Consider the following 21,249-nt stretch of genomic DNA (forward strand, 5'->3'; position numbering starts at 1 on the left):
GTTTCCGATTTGCTCAGGCATCAATCTCCAGGAGTTTCAAAAATGGCCCTAGTTTCCATGCGTCAACTGCTCGATCACGCAGCAGAAAACGGTTACGGCATCCCCGCCTTCAACGTGAACAACCTGGAACAGGTCCAGGCCATCATGGAAGCGGCAAACGAGACCGACAGCCCGGTCATCATGCAAGCCTCGGCAGGCGCCCGCAAGTACGCTGGCGAAGGCTTCCTGAAGGCCCTGATCGCCGCGGCAGTCGACACCTACCCGCACATTCCGGTGGTGATGCACCAGGACCACGGCCAGTCGCCGAAGGTGTGTGAAGGCGCCATCAACATGGGCTTTTCCAGCGTGATGATGGACGGCTCGCTGCAAGAAGACGGCAAGACCATTGCCGACTACGAATACAACCTCGACGTGACCCGTCGCGTCGTGGAAATGGCGCACGCCCGCGGCATTACCGTCGAAGGCGAACTGGGTTCGCTGGGTTCGCTCGAAACCATGATGGGCGACAAGGAAGACGGCCACGGCTTCGAAGGCACCCTGACCCGCGAACAGCTGCTGACCGACCCGGAACAAGCCGCCGACTTTGCCAAGCGCACCCAGATCGACGCGCTGGCCATCGCCATCGGCACCAGCCACGGCGCGTACAAGTTCTCGCGCAAGCCCACGGGCGACATCCTGGCGATCGACCGCATCAAGGAAATCCATCGCCGCCTGCCCAGCACCCACCTGGTCATGCACGGCAGCTCCAGTGTTCCGCAGGACCAGCTCGCGATCATTCGCGAATTCGGCGGCAACATGAAGGAAACGTATGGCGTGCCGGTCGAAGAGATCCAGGAAGCCATCAAGCACGGCGTGCGCAAGATCAACATCGACACCGACATCCGTCTGGCCATGACCGCCGCGATCCGGAAGTTCTTTGCCGAGAACCCCGAAAAGTTCGACCCGCGCGAATACCTGAAGCCTGCCCGCGAAGCCGCGAAAAAGATCTGCCTGCAGCGCTACCAGGAATTCGGCACCGCCGGCAACGCCAGCAAGATCAAGGCCGTGCCGCTGTCGGAAATCGCAACCATGTACGCAACGGGTAAACTCCAGCAAGTCGTCGCGTAAGCGGCATCCATTCCGAACTTCAGGCAGATCCATGTCCGCACCGCTTTATCAGTCCACCATTCAATCCCTGCCGTTGCTCGCGCGCGGCAAAGTGCGCGACATGTACGCGGTCGGCGACGACAAGTTGCTGATCGTGACGACCGACCGCCTGTCCGCGTTCGATGTGATCCTGGATGACCCGATCCCGGGCAAGGGCGAAGTGCTCAATTCGCTCACGGACTTCTGGTTCGATCGCCTCGGGACCATCATCCCCAACCACCTGACCGGCATTGCGCCCGAAACGGTGGTGACGGAACTGGAACGCGAACAGGTCACGGGCCGCGCCGTGGTGGTGAAGCGGCTCAAGCCGGTGCTGGTGGAAGCCGTGGTGCGGGGCTACCTGATCGGTTCGGGATGGAATGATTACCAGGCAACGGGTTCGGTCTGCGGCATCACGCTGCCGGCTGGCCTGCAGCAAGCCGACAAGCTGCCGTCGCCGATCTTTACGCCGGCGGCCAAGGCCGAACTGGGTGCGCACGATGAAAACGTAGATTTCGAGCACGTGGTGCGCGAAGTGGGCCCGCAACTGGCCGAGCAGATCCGTGAAGTGTCCTTGCGGATCTACCAGGTCGCGGCCGACTACGCCGCCCAGCGCGGCATCATCATCGCCGACACCAAGTTCGAATTCGGCCTGGACGAAAACAACCAGCTGCACCTGATGGACGAAGTGCTGACCCCGGACTCGTCGCGTTTCTGGCCTGCCGATTCGTACGCGCCGGGCATGAGCCCGCCGTCGTTCGACAAGCAGTTCGTGCGTGACTGGCTCGAGACGCAGGACTGGGGCAAGACCGCCCCGGCCCCGCGCCTGCCGGCCGATGTGCTGCAAAAGACATCGGACAAGTACAAGGAAGCCCGTGCGAGGTTGGTAGCTTGAAACGACGAATAAAACGGCTGATCGCGTGGGTAGTGAGCCTGTGAAGGCTCGGGTCTGCAAGGACCCGCCTGCGACGGTCAGCAAACAGTAAGTCCGCAGGATGTAAAAACGCCGGTTCGAATGGGAACCGGCGTTTTTTTTTGGGGTGGGCGAGGCTGAAGTGCGTGGTCAGCCCTTCATTTCATCCGCCAGCGTCTTCATCAGGTCCGTGGCGGTCATCTCGCGGGCCAGCGGGGCGCCTTGGCCGGCCCACTGCGCTGCAAATTCGTGGTTGTCCTGCTTGCCGGCGGCGCCGTTGATCTGCTTGGCCGCGTCGTAGGCCAGCGGGTAGTCGGCCGGGGGCGGGCTGCCGGCGGCTTCACCGAATTCGATGTAGCGGTTGACCATGCCCCGCGCCGGACGGCCCGACAGCACCGAAGTCAGGCGCGTGGAATAGGCGCGGTCGCCGCTCAGGTTGGCGCGGTAGGCGGCATTGGCTGCCGATTCCGGGCACAGCACGAAGGCGGTACCCAGTTGCGCTGCCGCCGCGCCCAGGTCCAGCGCGGCCTTGATGCCTCGGCCATCCATGATGCCGCCAGCGGCAACCACGGGCAGACGCGTTTCGCGCAAGATCAGGCGCACTAGCACCCAGGTGGGCAAGGCTTCGTCCACCGCCGACGGATCAAACATGCCGCGATGGCCGCCCGCTTCGATGCCCTGCGCCACGATGGCGTCGATGCCGGCCTGTTCGACCTGCCAGGCCTCATCCAGGTTGGTGGCGGTGGCCATGGTCACGATGCCGGCCTTGCGCAGCGCCTGGATCTGGTCAGCCGATGGCAGGCCGAAGTGGAAGCTGACCACGGCCGGGCGGGTGGACACCAGCATGTCGAACGCGGCGTCGTCGCCCAGAAAGCTTGGGTAGATTTCGTTCAGCTGAGCGGGCGCTGGAATGCCGGCCTCGGCGAACAGCGGGGCCAGGTGCGACAGCCAGGCCGCTTCGCGTTCGGTGTCGCGCTGCGCGGGCGCGTGGCAGAACACGTTGACGTTGAACGGGCGTTTGGTCAGCGCGCGGGTGGCCTGGATGGCCTCGCGGGCCTGGTCTACCGTGCTGGCGCCGATGCCCAGCGAGCCCAGCCCGCCCGCATTGGACACGGCGGCGGCAAGCTGCGGTGTCGACACCCCGGCCATGGGCGCCTGGATGATGGGAAGGGACAGGCCCAGGCGGGCCAGGAAAGGACGGGAAGCGGACACGGAAAGCTCCTTGCAGCGGCGGGGAAGGCGGGACGTGGGGCGAGGGCGGCGGGTCAGGCGGCGGCTAGGGCGGCCTCAGCAAGAGCCGCGACTGGCCGCCTTTTTACGCCAGAGGCACGCAGTCTAGAACAGCAAGGTGGACAGCTTGCGGCGGTATTGTGAAACCAGTTCTGGCTGGGCCGATGCCATGCCGAAGACCGCGATCAACGTCTTGCGGCCGATTTCTTCCTGGAAGGTCCGGTCGCGGGCCACGATTTCCAGCAGTTCATCCATGGCCGGGCCCCAGGCGCGGCGGGCAATGCGCTTGTTGGCCAGTTCCAGGCGGGCCTGCAGATCATTGGGATTGGCCTCGATCCGCTTGATGATCTCATCTTCGTCCGGCAGGTCCTGCGCCTGATCGACGGCGTTCAGCGCGGTTTCCATCGGCTCGTAGCGCGGATCGGCCTTGGCCTTGGGCGTCAGCAGCGCGAATTGCGCCTTGGCGTCTTCCGGGCGGCCGGTGGCGATCAGCACCTCGACATAATCGAAGCGGGCTTCGTCGTAGGTGGCGTCCAGCACCAGCGCCGCGCGCAGGTGCTTTTCCGCCGTTTCCATGTCGCCGGCCTGGGCGGCGGCCAGCGCCTGCTGGTGTTCTTCTTCATGCGGCAGCGGCAGGAAGCGGTCGATGAAGGCGCGGATCTGGCCTTCGGGCTGCGCGCCGGTGAACTTGTCGACCGGGCGTTCGTTGACGATGGCGACGACCAGCGGAATGCTGCGGGCCTGGAAATGGGCGGCCAGCTCGGGGTTTTCGTCCACGTTGACCTTGACCAGCTTGAAGCGGCCGGCGTAGTCGCGCTCGAGCTTTTCCAGCGTGGGGGTCAATGTGCGGCAGGGCCCACACCACGGCGCCCAGAAGTCCACCAGGACAAGGACCTCCCGCGACGCGTGTATGACTTCACGTTCGAAATTGGCGAGTGTGACATCCATGGCAAGCATCCTATGAAGCGTTCGTTTAGGCGAATTTTCCTCTATGTGGGGCGTGTTGTGGCAGAGGCAACGGGGAAAGCGATAGAGCGCGGTAAAATCGTCGGTTCGATATACCGGTTTTCGCGGCAGCTTTTGGCGGCTGAAAAACCGGTGCGGTGTTTGGGCCAATGCCCAGGCCGCTTCCGTTCACCCTCGGGGTCCGTCCCCAGGATTCCCAGCTTATGTCCAGTCACGCTCCCACTTCTCCTTCATCCCTTGCGCCTGTCACCGTCGGTATCGTGATGGGTTCGTCCAGCGATTGGGAGGTGATGCAGCATGCCGTGACCATCCTGACGGAATTCGGGATCCCGTTCGAGGCGCGCGTCGTGTCCGCCCACCGCATGCCGCTCGACATGGTCGAGTATGGCGCCCAGGCGCCCCGGCGCGGCATGCGCGCGATCATTGCCGGTGCGGGGGGCGCGGCCCACCTGCCGGGCATGGTGGCGGCACTGACATCGGTACCCGTGTTCGGCGTGCCGGTGCCGTCGCGCTACCTGCGGGGTGAAGACTCCTTGCTGTCGATCGTGCAGATGCCCAAGGGCGTGCCGGTGGCCACGTTTGCCATTGGTGAAGCCGGCGCCGCCAACGCGGCGCTGCATGTGATCGCCAACCTGGCCACGACCGACAGCGATTTGCGCGCCCGCCTGGATGCCTTCCGCGCCCGCCAGACCGAAGCCGCCCGCGCCATGGCGCTGCCGATCACCGGGCTGGTGAGTGGTACTGGCACGGGCACTGGCACTGGCACCGACGCCGGCGCCGCAAAAGGAACGCAGCCATGAACCCGCCGCGTAGCGCGATTCTGCCGGGCCAGTGGCTGGGCATGCTGGGCGGTGGCCAGCTGGGCCGCATGTTCTGTCATGCCGCGCAGGCCATGGGCTACCGCGTCGCCGTGCTTGATCCGGCAACGGAAAGCCCGGCCGGATCGGTGGCTGACCTGCACATCGTGGCGGATTATGACGACCGCGACGCCTTGGCCGAACTGGCCGACCTGTGCGCCGCCGTAACCACCGAATTCGAAAACGTGCCGGCCGCCAGCCTGGAATTCCTGGCCGCGACGCGCCCGGTGGCCCCCGATGCCAAGGCCGTTGGCATTGCGCAGGACCGCATGGCCGAAAAGGCCTTCATTTCGTCGCAGGGCGTGCCGGTCGCGCCCTATGCCGAGATCCAGACTGCTGCCGACCTGGACACCGCGTCGGCGTCGCTGTACCCCGCCATCCTCAAAAGCGCCCGGCTGGGCTATGACGGCAAGGGCCAGGCGCGGGTCAAGACGGCGGACGAAGCCAAGGCAGCATTCGCATCCTTCGGCAACGTCCCCTGCGTGCTCGAAGCCATGCTGGCGTTGAAGTACGAAATCTCCATCGTGGTGGCGCGCGGGTTCGACGGCCAGTCTGTCAGCTACCCGGCGTCCGAGAATGAACATCGCGACGGCATCCTGGCCGTGTCGACCGTGCCGTCGCCCAATGTGTCACCCGCTCTGGTGGCGCGCGCGACCGAAGCTGCCCGCACGATCGCAGCCGGTCTGGATTACCACGGCGTGCTGTGCGTAGAATTTTTCGTGCTGGAAGGCGACCGCCTGGTCGTGAACGAAATGGCGCCCCGGCCGCATAACAGCGGGCATTTCTCGATCGACGCGTGCGTGGCGAGCCAGTTCGAGCAGCAAGTGCGCGCCATGGCGGGATTGCCGCTGGGGTCGACCGACGTGTTGGCGCCGTCGGTGATGTTGAATGTGCTGGGGGATGTGTGGTTCAAGGGTGCCGATGAGGCGGCACCGGACGCTACGGCCGATGTGGCCACCGAACCCGCCTGGGCCAAGGTCCTGGCCGTGCCGACTGCAAAACTGCACCTGTACGGCAAGGCCGACGCCCGCCGTGCCCGCAAGATGGGCCACATCACTTGCCTGGGCAGCAGCACCGACGAAGCCGCAGCCGCGGCCGCGCGGGTGGCTGGCGTATTGGGCATTGCCTTTCCGTGAAACTGGTCATGCTGCGCGCGCCGATCCGCGTGTTGGACTTAGGGTCATGACATCTTCTTCGACGCCGCCCCTGCCGCGTATTGCGCCCGCGTCGCCCGAAGTCCTGGACCGCGCCGTGGCACTGCTGCGTGCGGGCCAGCTCGTGGCCTTTCCGACGGAAACGGTCTATGGGCTTGGCGCTGATGCAACCGATCCCGAGGCGGTTGCGCGCATTTTTGCCGCCAAAGGCCGGCCGAATGATCATCCGGTCATCGTGCACGTGGCGCCGGGAAACGACTTGTCCGCCTGGGCGGCCTCGATCGGCCCCGACGCCCGCACCCTGATCGACGCCTTCTGGCCCGGCCCGCTGACGCTGATCCTGCCGCGTGCGGCCGGCGTGCCCGACGCGGTGACGGGCGGCCAAGACACGGTGGGCGTGCGCTGCCCGTCCCACCCCGTTGCGCAGGCACTGCTGTCGGCATTCGGCGGCGGCGTGGCGGCGCCGTCAGCCAACCGCTTTGGCCGGGTCAGCCCCACCACCGCCCAGCACGTGGCCGACGAGTTCGGCCCGGAACTGAGCCTGGTGCTGGACGGCGGACCGTGCGAAGTCGGCATTGAATCGACCATTGTTGACGTCACGGGCGACACGCCGGTGCTGCTGCGCCCCGGGCACATCTCGATCGCCACGCTGGCCGACGCGCTGGGCAAGCCGGTGCTGACGCGCGCCGAGCTGGAAGCCCGTTTACAAGCACAAGGCCACGCTCAAGTCGACGCTCAAGCCCACGCCGACACCCAAGTCGGCACGCAAGCCGGCACGCAAACCGACCTGCAAACCGCGCGTGAGATACCCCGCGTCTCGGGCGCGCTGGCCGCCCACTACGCGCCGCGCACGCCGCTGGAACGGGTGCCGGCCGGCGCGCTGGACCTGCGGACCCGCATGCTGGTGGCGTCGGGACGTCGCGTCGGGGTGTGGTCCACCGTCAAGCCTGCGGCGGATGTCATGTGGGTCGGCGCGCCGCTGGACCCGGTGGCTTACGCGCAAGACCTGTACGCCATGCTGCGTTTCCTGGACACGCAGGGCTGCGACATTCTGCTGGTGGACGCGCTGCCCGATACGGATGCCTGGGCGGCGGTGAATGACCGTCTCGGCCGGGCCGTGGTGGGGTCAGGCGAAGGTTGAATCCACATCCCACTTCCGGGTCCCAATGAAAAAAGCCGCCTTTCGGCGGCTTTGTCGTTCCTGCCATCGGCCGTGCAGGCCAATGACATGAGCAGGACATCAATCCAGCAAGTGATCAATCCAGCAGGTCATCAATCCAGCTTGATGTTGCCCTTTTCGACCACGGTCGCCCAGCGCTTGCGTTCGCCGTTGAAGAAGGTGTCCAGCTCCTTCGGGTTCTGCACGACCACTTCGGCACCTTGTTCCAGCAGCTTGGCCTTGATTTCCGGCGACGCGATCACGCGGGCCAGTTCGGCCGACAGGCGGGTGACGGCGGCGTCGGGCGTGCCGACAGGAGCCATCACGCCTTGCCAGGTGCCCGACTCGAAGCCGGTCATGCCTTGTTCGGCCAGGGTTGGAATGTCTGGCACGGCTGCCATGCGTTCGCGCTTGGAAATGGCGATCGCCTTCAGCTTGCCCGACTTAACATAAGGCAGGGTCGCGAGCATGCCGTTCATGATGACCTGCGTCTGGCCGCCCATGGTGTCGGTCACGGCTTGCGAACCGCCCTTGTAGGGCACGTACAGCCACTTGGCCTTGGTGGCCTGTTCCACGGCGACGCCAGCCAGGTGCGGCGCGCTGCCGATGGCGGTCACGGCAAAGCTGATCGGCTGCTTGCCGGCCAGGGCGACCAGTTCCGATAGCGTGTTGGCGGGCACCGACGGGTTCACGGCCAGGATGTGTGGCGAGTAGGCCAGCATCGACACGCCGCGCAGGTCTTTCGACGGATCGAAGGTCAGCGTTTTATAGACCGACGGGCTGATGGCCAGCGCACCCACGTCGCACAGCAGGAAGGTATGCTGGTCGGTAGCTTGGGCGACTTGCGACGCGCCCAGGTTGCCGTTGGCGCCCGGACGGTTGTCGACGATGACGGTTTGTTTGAGCGCGGCGCCAAGCTGCTGGCTGATCAGGCGCGCGATGATGTCGGACGATCCGCCTGCAGGGTAGGGGACCACGATACGGATGGGGCGGCTGGGCCAGTCGTCTGCCGCGTTGGCGGTGGCTGCGCCACCCAGGACGGCAAGTGTGGCGAGAGCAGACGTAAGCACGCGTTTGAAGAACATGACCGGGGTATCTCCGTGATGTGCAGATGCGTGGCGGAAAACGCAGCATCCGATTTGTGATAAGTCATCATACAACATGGAAAATGTGGAGCCAGCGGGCAGCCATTAGGGAGTTTCCCTTAAGCCATTCGTAAGCAGCAGTACCGTAAATGCGGTGCACCTTCCTTGAGCGCATTAGCAACAACCCGCATTTGCAATTGCAGGTTTAAGTTGTACGATGACTTATCTCAACACGGGGCGGTGCTGTTGTAGCGGCGTCCAATTTCACGAAGGTGCGGTGCCATGCAAACGTCTCCCCAAGAACTCAAGTCCATCGTGTCCGAAGGCCTGTTGTCCTTCCCGATCACGGACTTCGACAAGAATGGCGACTTCCGCGAGTCGACCTATATCGAACGTCTGGAATGGCTTGCGCCCTACGGCGCCACGGCGCTGTTCGCCGCCGGCGGCACGGGTGAGTTCTTCTCGCTGGCAGCCGACGAGTACTCGAAGGTGATCAACGCCGCCGTCAAGACCTGCGCCGGCAAGGTGCCGATCCTGGCTGGCGCCGGCGGCCCGACCCGCACGGCGATTGCGTACGCCAAGGAAGCCCAGCGCCTGGGCGCCCACGGCGTGCTGTTGATGCCGCATTACCTGACCGAAGCCAGTGAAGAAGGCATTGCCGACCACGTCGAACAGGTCTGCAAGGCGCTCGACGTCGGTGTGATCTTCTACAACCGCGCCAATTCGCGCCTGGGCCCCGACTCGCTGGAACGCCTGGCCGACCGTTGCCCGAACCTGATCGGCTTCAAGGACGGCGTGGGTGACATCGAACACATGGTCAAAGTGCGCCGCCGCATGGGCGACCGCTTTTCGTACCTGGGTGGCCTGCCGACCGCCGAAGTCTACGCCGCGGCCTACAAGGCGCTGGGCGTGCCGGTGTACTCGTCGGCCGTGTTCAACTTCATCCCGAAGACGGCCATGGACTTCTACCGCGCAATCGCCGCCGAAGACCACGCCACCGTCGGCAAGCTGATCGACGACTTCTTCCTGCCTTACCTGGAAATCCGCAACCGCCGCGCCGGTTATGCCGTCAGCATCGTCAAGGCAGGCGCCCGCCTGGTCGGCCATGACGCCGGCCCGGTCCGCGCCCCGCTGACCGACCTGAACGACAGCGAATTGGCCGATCTGGACAGCCTGATCAAGAAGCTCGGCCCCCAGTAATCCGCTGGGCGGCATGAAAAACGGCGTCCTTCGGGACGCCGTTTGTGTTTGGTTTGCAGGAACGAACCGTCGGCAATGTCACATGCCGTGGCCGGCCTGGCCCGGGACGATCGGACCCATAAGGCGTCGCCTTCCCGGGATCACGACCCCGTCGCGACCGCGCGGCGCCGCGCATAGGCGAACCAGCCGGCGGTCTGGCCGTTGTTGGTCGCTTCCAGCAGCAACAGCGGCTGGGCGGTGGCGGCGGCGTCGGCCACCCGTACGCCCACGCCTTGCATCGACTGGCTGGCCACATTGGCGGCACAGCCCGACTCGCCACCGAAACTCAGGTTCAGGATCGTGTAGTTCTTGCTGCTTGCGCCGGCGGACAGCGCGCCGTTGATGGCGCACGGATCGGTCTTGCCGGGTACGGTGGACGTGGCCGTGATGCGGCCGCCGCCGTCCAGGGTGACCACCAGGCGAGCGCCGCTGCTGTCGCGGCCTTCCCACGTGCCGGCGTAGTCGGACAGCGGGGCGGCGGTGTTGTACTGGCTGTTGAAGTTGGTGGTGAAGGTCAGGTTGTTCGGCAGGTTGCCGTCGAAGGCGGATGCCGTGGTGACCGACCCGGTGACGGTGCCGGTCGTGACGGTGCCGCTGGCGCCGCTTGCATAGGTCTTGCCGGTGCCCGTGAAGTTCTTGCCGGTCAACGCGCCGGTGCCACGGAACAGGCGAAAGGCGGTGTTGGCGCTTTCGTCATAAGACAGGCCCCAGACGTCATTGGTCGGCGTCACCAGCAGCGCGAAGGTGTAGCGGTCGCTGGTCGTGCCGGTCCACAGACCCTGGGCGTCACTGGTCGCACCGCTGCCGCCCCCATTGCCGTTGTCGTCGGAGTCGACACCGAAGTAGCCGCCGTTGCAGGCGGCAAGCACCGCAGCGCTGAGCAGGGCGATGAAGAGAGCGGAACGGCGCATGGTGGACTCCAGGTGGACGTGATGCCGGTAAACGTAAAGCCGGGAAAGGCGTTCAGGGGATCGTGCAGCGAAGGGACCTGCGGCTGGGGATTTGGGGGGCTGTCGTAACTTCGATCGTCAGGCCGTGTCGTCAACCCGCACGGGTTGCGGCGTCAGGTCGAAATCCCCTGCGTGGAACACCAGCGGCATGGCCGGCGTGTGCCCGCAATGTTCGACTTCGCCCACAAAAATGCAGTGGTCACCCTCACGATACTGGCTGCGGTTGAAGCATTCGAACCAGGCAGTGCAACCGTCGATCAGCGGGGCGCCGTTGGCACCGGGGCGCCACGGCACGTCGGTGAACCGGTCCGGGCCCTTACGGGTCGCGAAGCGTTTGGCCAGCTCGAGCTGATCAGCGGCCAGCACGTTGATCGCATAGTGCTGGCACGTTTCAAGGGTGCGGAAGGAGCTGGAGGTGAGCGTCAGGCTCCACAACACCAGGGGCGGGGTCAGCGAAACGGAGTTGAACGAACTGACGGTCAGTCCGACAGGCTGGCCATCGGCGCCCACGGCGGTGACCAGCGTCACGCCGGTGGCAAAGCGTCCAAGGGCGGCGCGAAAGTCGGTGGAGTCGAAATCCGGTGGGGCAGCGGGCATCCAGGGCGACGTCAGGTTGGCTGAGAGACTTCGATTTTAGCGCGTGCGCCGGCGGGCCGTGATTTCCCTGGCCAGGCCTTCGATCGTGAGCGGCGCGCTGCCTTCGGCTTTGTTGTTGGCGACGATCCAGACAGGCTTGCCCGATTGGTGGGCGATGGCGGCCGCGTCGGCCAGGGCACCGCGGGTCTCGGGGTCCGGCACGACCATTCTGTCGAAGGGTTTGAAGCGGGACTTGGCGGCTTCGTACCGCTGCCCGGCCAGCAGATTCCACCGCACCACCAGCGGCCCCGGTCCGGTCGCGGCCTCGGCCTGCAACTGGCGCGCGGCCGGTGGCATCCGGCTGTGGACGGCCACGCAGTAGCGGGCGTCGCGCCGCGCCAGCATCTTCATCATGCGCGGCGTGACGACCTCGGCATCGCGAAATTCCACGGCATAGAAGGCCTGCTGCGCTGCGTCGGATGCGGGCAGCGGCGGCAGGGCGGCCAGGAAGGCTTCCAGCCGATCGACCCAGCCGGCCGGGTCGGCCAGCAGGTCCCTGGGCAGCGGCGAAAACTGGAACACCAGGGGGCCGGCCTTGGCGCCCAGGCCGGCCAGGCAGGGCGTCACGAAGTGCTCGGTGGCGATGGCCGCATCCAGAAAACTGGGGTTGGGACCGGTGGGCGTGCCCTTGTCCTGGCGCAACACGGCATCGGTCACCAGGTTCGGCGCCTTCACGACGAAGCGGAATCCGTCGGGCACCTGACCGGCATAGGTGGCGTACTGCGCTTCGGAAATGGGTGCATAGAAGGTGCGGTCCAGGCTCACGCTGCGCAGCAACGGGTGTTGGCCATAGGCGCGCAGGCCTTCCCGCGATAGCAGGGTTTCGCTGGCGTCGTCGCCGTACACCAGGCCGCGCCACCCCGGAAACGCCCACGACGACGTGCCCAGGTGAATGTTGGCAGGCAGGTCGGCGCCCAGCGCGCGAAGGTCGTCGGAGTGATCGGCGGGGGGCACTTCAGTCGCGGCGGCGCGCGACCGGCGTTTTTTGGGGGTTCCGGCTGCGGGCGTCGTGGCGGCATCCGCGGCGGCATCGGCGGCGGCATCCGTACCCGCCGCCGGTCCGCCGGGCGCATCCAGTTCAAAGAAAGAGGACTGATTCATCACTTCGGGCTTATGTATGACACATAACCTGGACCTTATGTATTCGGGCCCAAAAAAATGGGGCGCGCCCCGGCCGTCAAGGCGACCGCCGCGCCCCGCCCCATCAGGGCGACAGCCGCGCAATGCGCCAGGCATCGCCTTCGCCTTCGCCTTCGCGCACGTACGCCAGTCGGTCGTGCAACCGCGACGGGCGGCCCTGCCAGAATTCAAAGCGGTCGGGCACGACGCGGTAGCCGCCCCAATGGGCGGGCCGGGGCGGATCGTCGCCCAGGCGTGCGCGGAATTCGGCTTCGCGCTCCCGCAGCCATTCGCGGCGCGGGATCTCGGTGCTCTGGTCGGATGCCCAGGCGCCGATACGCGACGCCAGCGGACGGCTCTTGAAGTAGGCATCGGACTGTTCTTCCGACACCTTTTCGACCCGCCCTTCGATCCGGATCTGCCGTTCGTGCGGCGCCCAGAAGAACAGCAGGCTGGCCCACGGGTGGCCGTCCAGCTGGTGTCCCTTGCTGGAGTGATAGTTGGTGTAGAAGACAAAACCGCGTTCGTCGTAGTCCTTCAACAGCACGATCCGCGCGGCGGGCCGGCCGTCATCTTTGACGGTAGCCAGCGTCATGGCGTTGGGATCAAGCAGGTTGTCCTGCAGCGCCTGTTCGAACCAGGCGGTGAACTGGTCGACCGGTGAAGGCAGCGCGTCCGCCTCATGCAGCGCGCCTTGTTGATAGGTCTTGCGAAGGTCGGCTAGCGACATGCTGGGAATCCCGGTAGATAAGATGAATGCGGATCGGCGCTCCAGCGGCAACTATAGCGCTGCGTGCGGATCCTGCTGCAGCTGCCGGACGATGTGTTCGAGCCGCCGGTCGCGAATGCCGCAGTCACGCAGGGCCTGCGCGGTGTCCATGACGTAATCCATGCACGGGCCGTAACGGCCGCGTGCGCGCCGGACAATGTCGAGCAAATGCTGTTCCTGCAATTCGCCGGTGTAGCCGCTGGCTTGCCGGTTGATGACGAAGGCCAGCGCCTTGACGTCGCCATCGGGCGTTGCGCAGGTCAGCCACTTCGGCAGGTAGGAGTCCATCAGCATTTCGCGTTGCCACAGGTCATGGAATACCGGGCGCAACTGGTCTTCGGGCACCTGCAGGACGACGCCGCGGCAGTTGCCGCCGCGGTCCAGGCCGAACACCAGGCCCGGGTCGTCGGGGGATCCCCTGTTGATGCGCGACCACAGGCATAAGGACCGGTGGTAGCCCCGCACCCGCGCCATCTGCCGGCCAGCCGGGTCGAAGCCGGGCCGCCAGATCAGCGACCCATAACCGAACACCCACACATCGCCCGGCGGCCGCTGCGCCAGGGCGCGGTCCATCGAGGCAAGCAACTGATCGGGGTCTAGTCGTGCGGCGGAACTTTGATCGGGCAAGGCGGAGTCCTTGGCGGTCCATTGAAGATGCCACCCAGCAGCAGGCCGGTCGCCATCGTCCAGAAGGGCAGGCCGACGCCGGCCACGGCGCCCAGCGCGCCACAGGTCAGGGGCAGCGTGAACTGTCCCCCGTTGATCAAGGCCATGCGCAGGCCCAGCGCTTCGGCCGCGCGGCCCAGCGGCGCATAGGTATGCAGCAGGCTGAGCAGACTGGGCTGGCAACTGCCCAGGGCCAGTCCCAGCAGGAAGGCCAGGCCGATCAGCACGGGCACCTGGGTAAACATGGGAAACAGCAGATACACCGTGCCGGCCGAGAACATGGCCGTGCGCAGCAGCTGCCAGGGCGTGAGCGCGCGCTGGATCCACGGCAGCAGCATGCGCACCACGAACGTGGCGGCGGCAAAGGTCGCCAGTATCACGCCGATGGTGGTGGCCGACAGGCCGATGCTGTTGCCAAAGATTGGCATCATGAAAGCGTTGACGTCCCACGCGCCGGACAGCAGCAGCGTGGCGACCAGGATCTTGCGCATGACCGGCATGGCCAGCAGGTCGCTGAGCTGGGCATTGTCCTGCCGGGCGACCAGGTTGAGCGTGCGAGGCAGCAGGCGCCGATAGTGGATCAATGCAACCAGTGCGCCCAGCGGCGCGAGGGTCAGGATGCCGAATGACCACCGGTAGCCCAGGTGGTCAATCGCCAGGCCCGCGACCAGCGGCCCGCTGAAGCCGGATATCGACATCGAGATCGACAGCCGCGCGAAGTTCACGATGCGCCGTTCGGGCGGCATGTTGGCGCCCATCAGGTTCTGCGCGGCAATGATGTAGAGCATGCAGCCGATGCCCACCGTACAGCTCGACAGGAACAGCACTTCGGTGCGGGTGATCACAAAGGGAAGCACGCTGCCGAAGATCAGCAGCAGCGTGCCGACGCGCATGGGCCGGCGCACGCCGATGCGGTCCACCCAGCGCCCGGTGTGCACCGACAGCAGCATGGGCAACAGCGCGAACAGCGCCATCAGCACGCCGACGGTAAAGCTGGACGCGCCCTGGCTGAGCGAGCCCAGTGCGACGGTGACCCGGCCGCCGGTCAATGCAAAGTGATTGAGAATCGCCAGGCCGCAAAAGACGTACACGCCGCGGTTGGAGAGTGTGGAGTTGGGCGCAGTCTCGTGCGCGGTGCCTTCGGGCACCTGTCGTTGTGAACCGTCTTCGGCCAAAGCGTGGGAACCGATCCTGAAGTTTGCCGGAAGGTCGCGGCCGGCCCGGCCCGGTCAATGCCGGGTGCGAGCGCCGCGATTGAGCATGTTCATTCTACTCCCGGCGCCTGGCCGCCAAGGTAACGAAGTGACAGGCTGGTCATGTCGTCGGCCTGCGCCGCGCCCCGTTCGAACGTCCGCACATCGTCGATCACGCGCTGCGACAGCATGTCGATCGGCGTGTCGGGCGCGATGCGCGCCAGCGATGCCTGCAGGCGCGCGTCGCCATATTCCTGGCCGTCGACATCAAAGGCTTCGGTAATGCCGTCGGTGTACAGGTATAGCGTGTCGCCGGGGGCAAGCTGCACCTTGCCCTGCTGGTAGGCAAAGCCTTCATGCACGGCGACGGCAATGCCGCGCGTGCGGGGCAGGGGTGACAGATCGCCATCCCGCCGGATCAGCCACGGCGGGTTGTGGCCCGCGTTGACGTAATCGACCTGGCCGGTCGACAGATCGATCACGGCGTAGAACACGGTCACGAACAGCATCTGTTCGTTTTCGGCGGCCAGCAGGTCGTTCAGGCGTTGCAGGCAGGCGGACGGTGAATCGACAAACAGCGCGGTGGACTTGAGCAGCGTGCGCGAGATCGCCATGAACAGCGCGGCGGGCACGCCCTTGCCGGACACGTCGGCAATCACGAAGCCGAAGCGGTTGGCGTCGATCGGGAAGTAATCGTAGAAGTCGCCGCCGACTTCGCGCGCGGGGGTGATGTGGCAGAACACATTGACGCGGGGGTCGACCGGCATGTCGCGCGGCAGGATGCTCAACTGCACCTGGCTTGCGATCTGCAATTCCTGCTGCAGGCCGGCCAGCCTGGTCTTGCTGACCAGGGCGTCGCGCAGTTCGATCACCATGGTCGACAGACTGTTGTGTTGATCCACGATCCGGCGGGTCAGGTCGCCCATGATGCGGGCCAGGCGGCGTAGTTGATCGTCGTCGCGGTCCTGGGTGACGGGCGCCGCGGCGACGGAGTCGGACGCCGGGCCGTCCAGCAGCGCCAGCACTTCATCGCGCCGGGTCATATCGGTGGCGTCGGCCAGCGCGTGCAGTTCGCGGCGGATCACGCTTTCCTGGCGGCGCCGCACGCGTTCGCGCAGCGCGCGGCTGGCGGCCAGTTCCTGCGCGTTCATCCGGAACGCGGCCACGGCCTGCGCGATACGGCCGATTTCGTCGGATCCGCCCGCGTCGAGCCGCACGGTGGCGTCGCCGCGGGACAGGGCCTGCAGCGCGGCAATGGCAGCCTGCAAGGGACGGAAGCTGCGCCACAGATAGAAGTTGACGAGGGCCAGGCCGACCAGCGCCAGCAACAAGGCGCCGGCGATGGCGAGCCGGCCCACCCAGCGGCTGGCGGCCAGACTGTCGGTCGCGTCGCTGAGCGTGACGATCGCGCCCACCGCGCCGTCGGCAATGTCGCGCACCGGCACACTGATCAGGCTGTAGATACGGTTGTCGAAATCAACTTGTTCGGCCAGAGCGGCGCGCGGGCTGACAGACAGCGCGGCGCGCTGCCACAAACCCGGATCGGTCGATGCCGCGAGCCGGCCGCGCAAGGTCAGCAAGGTCACGCTGGCGCCCGCGCGGGATGCGTAGCGGCGCAGCGCGTGCTGTACGTCGCGGCCGACGACGAGGGCTGCCGGGCTGTCGCCGATCTTCAGCGGGCTGGCCGCGATCACCGGCAATTGCGTGGCCGAGGCCTGGCGCAGGCCCGCTGCGGCCTGCCCGGTCAGCACCCGGTCCAGCGTGCTGGCGTCGAGCACGGCCAGGCCGGCGTTCTTGCCGGCCGTGTACAGCGGTTCGCGATCGGCGCCGATGACGGCAATGAAGTCGATGCTGTCGGCCGACCCCACATCGATGCCCAGCGACGCCAGCGCGCGCGCGGCATCGTCCCGGTCGCCCCGGGCAAGCGCCGCGCCAAAGGCCAGGTTCATGGCGATGGCGCCTGCACGAGCGCCGAGCGCCCCGGTTTCCACGGCGACGATCTCGCCCCACAAGGCGGACTGGGCGGCGATCGACGTTTGCGCCAGGCGCTGTTCGAGCAGCCGGTCACGGACCAGGCTGGCGCTGCCCAGGCCAACGGTCAATGCGCCGAAGCCCAGCGCGACGATCAAGGTAATGCGGGAACGGAGCAGCATCAGCGGGCTCCGGAACGAGGCGGGGAGGAGGTGGAGGCAGGCGTCGAGGCGGCAGCGTCGTCACGATCAAGACTGGCTGGCAGGGGATCGGCATTCGCAACAGCATCGGCGTCAGCAACAGCATCAGCGTCAGCAACGGCATCCGCATTCGCATCAGCATCAGCATCAGCATCAGCATCAGCAACAGCAACCGCATCGGCATCGGCATCGGCATCGGCATCAGCCCCGGCAACGGCATCGGCATCCGCAACAGCTGCTGCCGGACCTCCGGCGTGTTGCGTGCGGTCCTGCGTAGTCACCGGCGCCATGCCCCGCGCCACGCGGGTCCAGGCGGCCACGGGTTCGCGCTGGCTGCCGTCGAAATCCACCGCCAGCAATTCCTGCGCGTAGGCATCGAAGGCCTCGCGCCGTTCGCGTTGCGCGACCTGGCCGTCGGCCACGGCGCGGAATGCCTGCGCGACCGCGTCGCGGCCCTGTGCGGCAGCGGACAGATCGTTATCGAAACGTCCGGCGGCATTGGCGGCAAGGGCGTCGCGCAATTGCGCGCGCCGCCTGTCCAGCAAGGCGCCCGCCGCCAGGGCCGCCACGATGCCGGCCAGCAGCGCAAACAACACCGTCGTGATGGCGCACACCTGGCGCACCCGGTCGAACGCGGCCGCAAGTTCGGCCGGCGCCGTGCTGATGGCAATGGCGCCCAGCGCTTCGCCCGCCACCGCAATCGGGACACGCACCGTGTCGCGCGCCACCGCACCCGCGCGGTCCACGCGGTTCAGCGTGGCCCCGGCGGCATTCGTCAGCGTGATGTTGGCCAGGCCGGGCACGTCGTCCAGCGTGCGTTGCAATGCGGCCTGCACGCCGGGCAATCGGTCGAACGGAATGCCGTAGCGTCCGGCTTTTTCGAACTGCTGCACCAGGGTGCGCGCAACCGATTCGGCCAGCAGGCTGGCATCCTGGCGGGCATCGTTTTCCACCGTGCGCTGAACGTGCGCCAGAACGAGCAGGCTCCCCAGCCCGCCGATGGCAAGCACCAGCAGCGCGGTGACCAGACCGGTGCGCAGCATGGCGCGGCGGTTATTGGACATCGTCGATCTCCCGCAGGCCAGCGGTGGCGATGGCGACGTGGCGCTCCGCCGCCGCCCAGGCCCGGCGCGTGTCATGCGCTGCGCCGAAAAGCGAGGAAGGCGGCGCCATGACGCGTGATGTTGCGGTTGCATTCGCGTCTGCTGTCGCAGCGTGTCCCGTCGCAGCGTTTCCCGTCACGGCATATCCCGTCACGGCATATCCCGTCACGGCATATCCCGTCACGGCATATCCCGTCACGGCGTGGCCCGTCGTGGCATGTCCCGTCACGGCGTGGCCCGTCGTGGCATGTCCTGTCGTGGCATGTCCTGTCACGGCGTGTCCTGTCACAGCGTGTCCCGTTGCGGCATGTTCCGTCGAGCCCGCCGGCGTCGTGCTGTCATCGGGCGATGCCCCGGACAGAATTAGGGCCACCTCGTGGAAGGGCCGCATCATCCGCGTGGTCACTATCATGGCGGCGGCGATCGCCAGCAACACGGCCACGGCGGCGACGGGCAGCAGCGGCTGCAGGATTGGCCATGCTTTCGTCCACAGGGCCAGGTCGCCGTTGCCGCTGCCGTCGTCGTCGGCCAGCGTGACGGCAATGCCGCCCGCGGGTGTGCCCAGGTCGGTGTCGACCCGCGCGCCCAGCACGGTTTCGCCGCGCGTGGCGATCTGCCAGGTCTCGTCCGTGGCCAGCCGCGCGACCCAATCTTCGCCCACCGGTGCGCCGATCACGCCGCGGTCGGTGCTGTACAGCAGGGTGGCGTCGGGCAGGAAGACATCAATTGCCAGCACGTCGTTCGCCCCGCCTTTTTCGCGTTCGATCAATGTCTGCAGCATGCCCATCTGCTCCAGGGTCAGCCCGATGGCAAGGTTGCTGTCGACCGTATTCTTGAGCGTGTTCAACAGATACGCGCCACGGGCACGTTCGATGTCATCGCGGATGCGCTGGCTGGCCCGGCCCGCGGTCAGCGCGGTGGCGGCAAGCACCGCAAGCACAGCCACCACCAGGATCCAGGAAAGACGGCTGCGGTAGCTCATGACGCCTCCTTCGACATCGCCTGCGCGTGGCGCCCGGCGGCCGAGCGCACGCGAGGATCGGCATCTGGATGTGCATTCGCATCCGCATCGGCAATAACGCCCGCGTCGACGTCCGAATCGTCATCTGCAGTTGTATCTGCGACCGTGACCTCGTCTGCGCGTGCAATGGGACGCTGGACTGCATCAGTGCCGATCATTGCCACTGCAACTGCCCCTGCACCCGTAACCGCACCCGCCGCGTCACTTGCATCTCGCCCCACATATCGCCGATGCGCCTGCGACGCGCATGCCACCAGCAGCGCATTGGGCGCCATGCCCGCGGTAGCCGCGACCTGCTCCAGCCGCAGGTCGGCGCCAAACAGCACGGCGTGCATGCCGGGTTGCACCCGGCCTTCGCCCAGCGCCGTCACGTCCACGGTGATCAACCCCATGCTGACGCCGCCAACGACCGGCGCCAGTCCACCGGCCAGCGCCACTTGTCCGCAGTTGGCGAGCGCGAAGGGCAGGCCGTCGCCGTAGCCGATCGCCAGCGTGGCCACGGTGCAGGCACGGGGCGTCCGGAAGCTGCCGGCGTAGCCGATTTCCGTGCCGGCGGGCACGGTCGCGACCCGCAGCACAGGCGCGCTCAGCGTGGCCGCGGGCATCAGGCCTTGCGGGGTGGATGGCGTGGTGTCGACGCCGTACAGCGCGCTGCCGACGCGCGCCATGTCCATGTGCCAGCCGCGGTCGGCAAAGACGCACGAAGAGGTGGCGATGCTGCGCGCGGCGCGCGGCAGGCGGTCGGTCCACGTGACGAAGCGCGCGCGCTGTTCGACGTTTTCGGTGGCGTCCGGATCGGCGAAGCGGCCCAGGTGAGTCACCCAGGCCATCACGTCCAGGCCGTGCAGCAGGTCAGGGCGCGCGATCAGCCGCGAGACGGCCGCGGCATCCAGGCCGACCCGGGTCAGGCCGCTGTCGAGATGGACGGCGACCTTGAGCGGGCCGTGCTGGCGTGCGTCGGCACTGGCCAGTTGCAGTTCGCGTTCATCGACCAGCACCGGCACGATGTCGTGGGTGCGGCAACGGGCGGCGTCGGCACCGGCCAGGCCATTGAGCACGAACACGCGCCCGGTGGGCACGATGCGCCGGACGTCCAGGGCGGCCTGAAAGTGATCGACCCAGAAGTCGCTGCAGCCCAGCGAAGACAGCAGTGGCACGACGTGCGCGGCCCCCAGTCCGTACGCGTCGTTCTTGACGACGGCGCCGATATGACGGCCCTGGTAGCGGCTGGCCACCGCGCGCCAGTTGTGGCGGATGGCGGCCAGGTCGATCGTGATGGTGGGGCGGTCCAGAGATAAGCCAGCAGTCATCGCGCTGCTCCGGAAGCGCCTGCCGCCGCATCACCCGCCCGACATTCCCGCAACAGCAGATACCGCTGCAGTCCGCCATACCGCGTCACGGTCGCGCGGATCTCGAAGCCTTCGGCCTGCAGGTTCTGCAAGCTTGCGGTGTTGCCCGGCGCCGCCGTCGAAAACAGCAGGGGTGTATCGCCCGCCAAGGCCACACGTTGCCGGATCGATGCGCGCTGCAGGCCCGCGCCACGATGCGACGGCGCGACGGCGGCGCCCGCCAGCTTGGCAATGCCGCGGTCCGCGGCGTAGCCCAGTTCCGCACGGGGGTCGTCGTAGGCAAGGATCTCGGTCTGCAGCACGCCGTACGCGATCAACGCGCCGTGGTCGAAGCATCCCAGGATGCGTCCTCGTCCGGCCAGCAGTCCCGCAAAGAAATCACGCGTCTCGGGCTTGACCACGTCCGGCCCGGCCGACCCGATGGATAGCCGGTGCAAGTGTTCGATGGCATCCAGATGGCCGGCGCCCAGCACCTGCCAGGCGTCGTCCTGCCCAGCAGCGCCCTGACCAGCACGGTCCCCACCAGCCCCATCCCGCCAAGCCC

The 21,249-nt window shown here is 66.7% G+C and carries 20 protein-coding genes; 6 read left to right on the forward strand and 14 right to left on the reverse strand.

Annotated elements, in window-relative coordinates; translation table 11 throughout:
* Positions 1–42: 42 nt before the first annotated feature.
* Positions 43–1,107: a class II fructose-bisphosphate aldolase gene (gene fba / locus HD883_RS21520; RefSeq protein ID WP_179589041.1), complete on the forward strand. Its 1,065-nt coding sequence runs from the start codon at positions 43–45 to the stop codon at positions 1,105–1,107.
* Between the two features lie 31 nt (positions 1,108–1,138).
* On the forward strand, positions 1,139–2,020 hold the full coding sequence (locus tag HD883_RS21525; protein WP_179589042.1) for a phosphoribosylaminoimidazolesuccinocarboxamide synthase: 882 nt from the start codon (positions 1,139–1,141) through the stop codon (positions 2,018–2,020).
* 168 nt (positions 2,021–2,188) lie between these two features.
* Here the strand turns inward: HD883_RS21525 and HD883_RS21530 are convergent, their stop codons facing one another.
* Positions 2,189–3,250 (reverse strand): NAD(P)H-dependent flavin oxidoreductase, encoded by a 1,062-nt coding sequence (locus HD883_RS21530; protein ID WP_179589043.1) that lies wholly within the window; start codon positions 3,248–3,250, stop codon positions 2,189–2,191.
* A gap of 123 nt (positions 3,251–3,373) precedes the next feature.
* Positions 3,374–4,216, reverse strand: coding sequence for a thioredoxin (gene trxA / locus HD883_RS21535; protein ID WP_179589044.1), 843 nt, complete (start codon positions 4,214–4,216; stop codon positions 3,374–3,376).
* A gap of 221 nt (positions 4,217–4,437) precedes the next feature.
* On the opposite strand from trxA, the gene purE reads away from it, so the two are divergent.
* Genes purE through HD883_RS21550 form a run of 3 tightly spaced genes read left to right on the forward strand, consistent with a single transcriptional unit; the run spans position 4,438 to position 7,386 of the window.
* Complete coding sequence (gene purE / locus HD883_RS21540) at positions 4,438–5,034, forward strand: 5-(carboxyamino)imidazole ribonucleotide mutase (RefSeq protein WP_179589045.1); 597 nt, start codon at positions 4,438–4,440, stop codon at positions 5,032–5,034.
* Complete coding sequence (locus tag HD883_RS21545; protein WP_179589046.1) at positions 5,031–6,227, forward strand: 5-(carboxyamino)imidazole ribonucleotide synthase; 1,197 nt, start codon at positions 5,031–5,033, stop codon at positions 6,225–6,227. The genes purE and HD883_RS21545 overlap by 4 nt, the downstream gene beginning before the upstream one ends.
* Before the next feature lie 46 nt (positions 6,228–6,273).
* Positions 6,274–7,386: an L-threonylcarbamoyladenylate synthase gene (locus HD883_RS21550; RefSeq protein ID WP_179589047.1), complete on the forward strand. Its 1,113-nt coding sequence runs from the start codon at positions 6,274–6,276 to the stop codon at positions 7,384–7,386.
* Between the two features lie 131 nt (positions 7,387–7,517).
* Here HD883_RS21550 and HD883_RS21555 read toward each other — a convergent pair whose 3' ends face one another.
* On the reverse strand, positions 7,518–8,489 hold the full coding sequence (locus tag HD883_RS21555) for a Bug family tripartite tricarboxylate transporter substrate binding protein (protein WP_179589048.1): 972 nt from the start codon (positions 8,487–8,489) through the stop codon (positions 7,518–7,520).
* Positions 8,490–8,771: 282 nt separating this feature from the next.
* Between HD883_RS21555 and kdgD the strand changes: the two genes are divergently transcribed.
* Entirely contained in the window at positions 8,772–9,689 is a 918-nt protein-coding gene (gene kdgD / locus HD883_RS21560; RefSeq protein WP_179589049.1) for a 5-dehydro-4-deoxyglucarate dehydratase, read from the forward strand.
* 140 nt (positions 9,690–9,829) lie between these two features.
* On the opposite strand, the gene HD883_RS21565 is transcribed toward kdgD, so the two are convergent.
* The 11 genes from HD883_RS21565 to HD883_RS21615 all read right to left on the reverse strand — a co-directional run bounded on the left by HD883_RS21565 (position 9,830) and on the right by HD883_RS21615 (position 21,178).
* Positions 9,830–10,639, reverse strand: a complete 810-nt coding sequence (locus HD883_RS21565; RefSeq protein ID WP_179589050.1) for a hypothetical protein — start codon at positions 10,637–10,639, stop codon at positions 9,830–9,832.
* 117 nt (positions 10,640–10,756) lie between these two features.
* Positions 10,757–11,275 carry a flavin reductase family protein gene (locus tag HD883_RS21570; RefSeq protein WP_179589051.1) on the reverse strand — a complete coding sequence of 173 codons (519 nt, stop codon included), beginning with the start codon at positions 11,273–11,275 and terminating at the stop codon, positions 10,757–10,759.
* Positions 11,276–11,311: 36 nt separating this feature from the next.
* The gene (locus HD883_RS21575) at positions 11,312–12,415 is read right to left on the reverse strand and encodes a DUF72 domain-containing protein (protein WP_257022582.1); all 1,104 of its coding nucleotides are present in this window, start codon (positions 12,413–12,415) and stop codon (positions 11,312–11,314) included.
* A 103-nt stretch (positions 12,416–12,518) separates the two neighbouring features.
* Entirely contained in the window at positions 12,519–13,163 is a 645-nt protein-coding gene (gene pdxH / locus HD883_RS21580) for a pyridoxamine 5'-phosphate oxidase (RefSeq protein WP_179589053.1), read from the reverse strand.
* Between the two features lie 51 nt (positions 13,164–13,214).
* A complete protein-coding gene (locus tag HD883_RS21585; RefSeq protein ID WP_257022583.1) occupies positions 13,215–13,829 on the reverse strand; it encodes a gamma-glutamylcyclotransferase in 615 nt (204 codons plus the stop codon).
* On the reverse strand, positions 13,799–15,016 hold the full coding sequence (locus tag HD883_RS21590; protein ID WP_179589054.1) for an MFS transporter: 1,218 nt from the start codon (positions 15,014–15,016) through the stop codon (positions 13,799–13,801). The genes HD883_RS21585 and HD883_RS21590 overlap by 31 nt, the downstream gene beginning before the upstream one ends.
* A gap of 116 nt (positions 15,017–15,132) precedes the next feature.
* Entirely contained in the window at positions 15,133–17,214 is a 2,082-nt protein-coding gene (locus tag HD883_RS21595; RefSeq protein WP_179589055.1) for a PP2C family protein-serine/threonine phosphatase, read from the reverse strand.
* Positions 17,214–18,296, reverse strand: a complete 1,083-nt coding sequence (locus tag HD883_RS21600) for a hypothetical protein (protein WP_179589056.1) — start codon at positions 18,294–18,296, stop codon at positions 17,214–17,216. Before HD883_RS21600 ends, HD883_RS21595 begins: the two co-directional genes overlap by 1 nt.
* Positions 18,286–19,317, reverse strand: coding sequence for a hypothetical protein (locus HD883_RS21605; RefSeq protein WP_179589057.1), 1,032 nt, complete (start codon positions 19,315–19,317; stop codon positions 18,286–18,288). The genes HD883_RS21600 and HD883_RS21605 overlap by 11 nt, the downstream gene beginning before the upstream one ends.
* Positions 19,314–20,666 (reverse strand): alanine racemase, encoded by a 1,353-nt coding sequence (alr, locus tag HD883_RS21610; RefSeq protein WP_179589058.1) that lies wholly within the window; start codon positions 20,664–20,666, stop codon positions 19,314–19,316. Before alr ends, HD883_RS21605 begins: the two co-directional genes overlap by 4 nt.
* The gene (locus HD883_RS21615; RefSeq protein ID WP_179589059.1) at positions 20,663–21,178 is read right to left on the reverse strand and encodes a hypothetical protein; all 516 of its coding nucleotides are present in this window, start codon (positions 21,176–21,178) and stop codon (positions 20,663–20,665) included. Before HD883_RS21615 ends, alr begins: the two co-directional genes overlap by 4 nt.
* Positions 21,179–21,249: the final 71 nt, after the last annotated feature.

Origin of the sequence: Pigmentiphaga litoralis (assembly GCF_013408655.1) — a bacterium.
Lineage (GTDB): Bacteria > Pseudomonadota > Gammaproteobacteria > Burkholderiales > Burkholderiaceae_B > Pigmentiphaga > Pigmentiphaga litoralis_A.

What these genes read in the sequence shown, in the direction of transcription:
- fba (WP_179589041.1), top strand. Translation starts at nt 43, where the DNA reads ATGGCCCTAGTTTCCATGCGTCAACTGCTCGATCACGCAGCAGAAAAC.
- HD883_RS21525 (WP_179589042.1), top strand. Translation starts at nt 1,139, where the DNA reads ATGTCCGCACCGCTTTATCAGTCCACCATTCAATCCCTGCCGTTGCTC.
- trxA (WP_179589044.1), bottom strand. Translation starts at nt 4,216, where the DNA reads ATGGATGTCACACTCGCCAATTTCGAACGTGAAGTCATACACGCGTCG.
- purE (WP_179589045.1), top strand. Translation starts at nt 4,438, where the DNA reads ATGTCCAGTCACGCTCCCACTTCTCCTTCATCCCTTGCGCCTGTCACC.
- HD883_RS21545 (WP_179589046.1), top strand. Translation starts at nt 5,031, where the DNA reads ATGAACCCGCCGCGTAGCGCGATTCTGCCGGGCCAGTGGCTGGGCATG.
- HD883_RS21550 (WP_179589047.1), top strand. Translation starts at nt 6,274, where the DNA reads ATGACATCTTCTTCGACGCCGCCCCTGCCGCGTATTGCGCCCGCGTCG.
- HD883_RS21555 (WP_179589048.1), bottom strand. Translation starts at nt 8,489, where the DNA reads ATGTTCTTCAAACGCGTGCTTACGTCTGCTCTCGCCACACTTGCCGTC.
- kdgD (WP_179589049.1), top strand. Translation starts at nt 8,772, where the DNA reads ATGCAAACGTCTCCCCAAGAACTCAAGTCCATCGTGTCCGAAGGCCTG.
- HD883_RS21565 (WP_179589050.1), bottom strand. Translation starts at nt 10,639, where the DNA reads ATGCGCCGTTCCGCTCTCTTCATCGCCCTGCTCAGCGCTGCGGTGCTT.
- HD883_RS21570 (WP_179589051.1), bottom strand. Translation starts at nt 11,275, where the DNA reads ATGCCCGCTGCCCCACCGGATTTCGACTCCACCGACTTTCGCGCCGCC.
- HD883_RS21575 (WP_257022582.1), bottom strand. Translation starts at nt 12,415, where the DNA reads ATGAATCAGTCCTCTTTCTTTGAACTGGATGCGCCCGGCGGACCGGCG.
- pdxH (WP_179589053.1), bottom strand. Translation starts at nt 13,163, where the DNA reads ATGTCGCTAGCCGACCTTCGCAAGACCTATCAACAAGGCGCGCTGCAT.
- HD883_RS21595 (WP_179589055.1), bottom strand. Translation starts at nt 17,214, where the DNA reads ATGCTGCTCCGTTCCCGCATTACCTTGATCGTCGCGCTGGGCTTCGGC.
- HD883_RS21600 (WP_179589056.1), bottom strand. Translation starts at nt 18,296, where the DNA reads ATGTCCAATAACCGCCGCGCCATGCTGCGCACCGGTCTGGTCACCGCG.
- HD883_RS21605 (WP_179589057.1), bottom strand. Translation starts at nt 19,317, where the DNA reads ATGAGCTACCGCAGCCGTCTTTCCTGGATCCTGGTGGTGGCTGTGCTT.
- alr (WP_179589058.1), bottom strand. Translation starts at nt 20,666, where the DNA reads ATGACTGCTGGCTTATCTCTGGACCGCCCCACCATCACGATCGACCTG.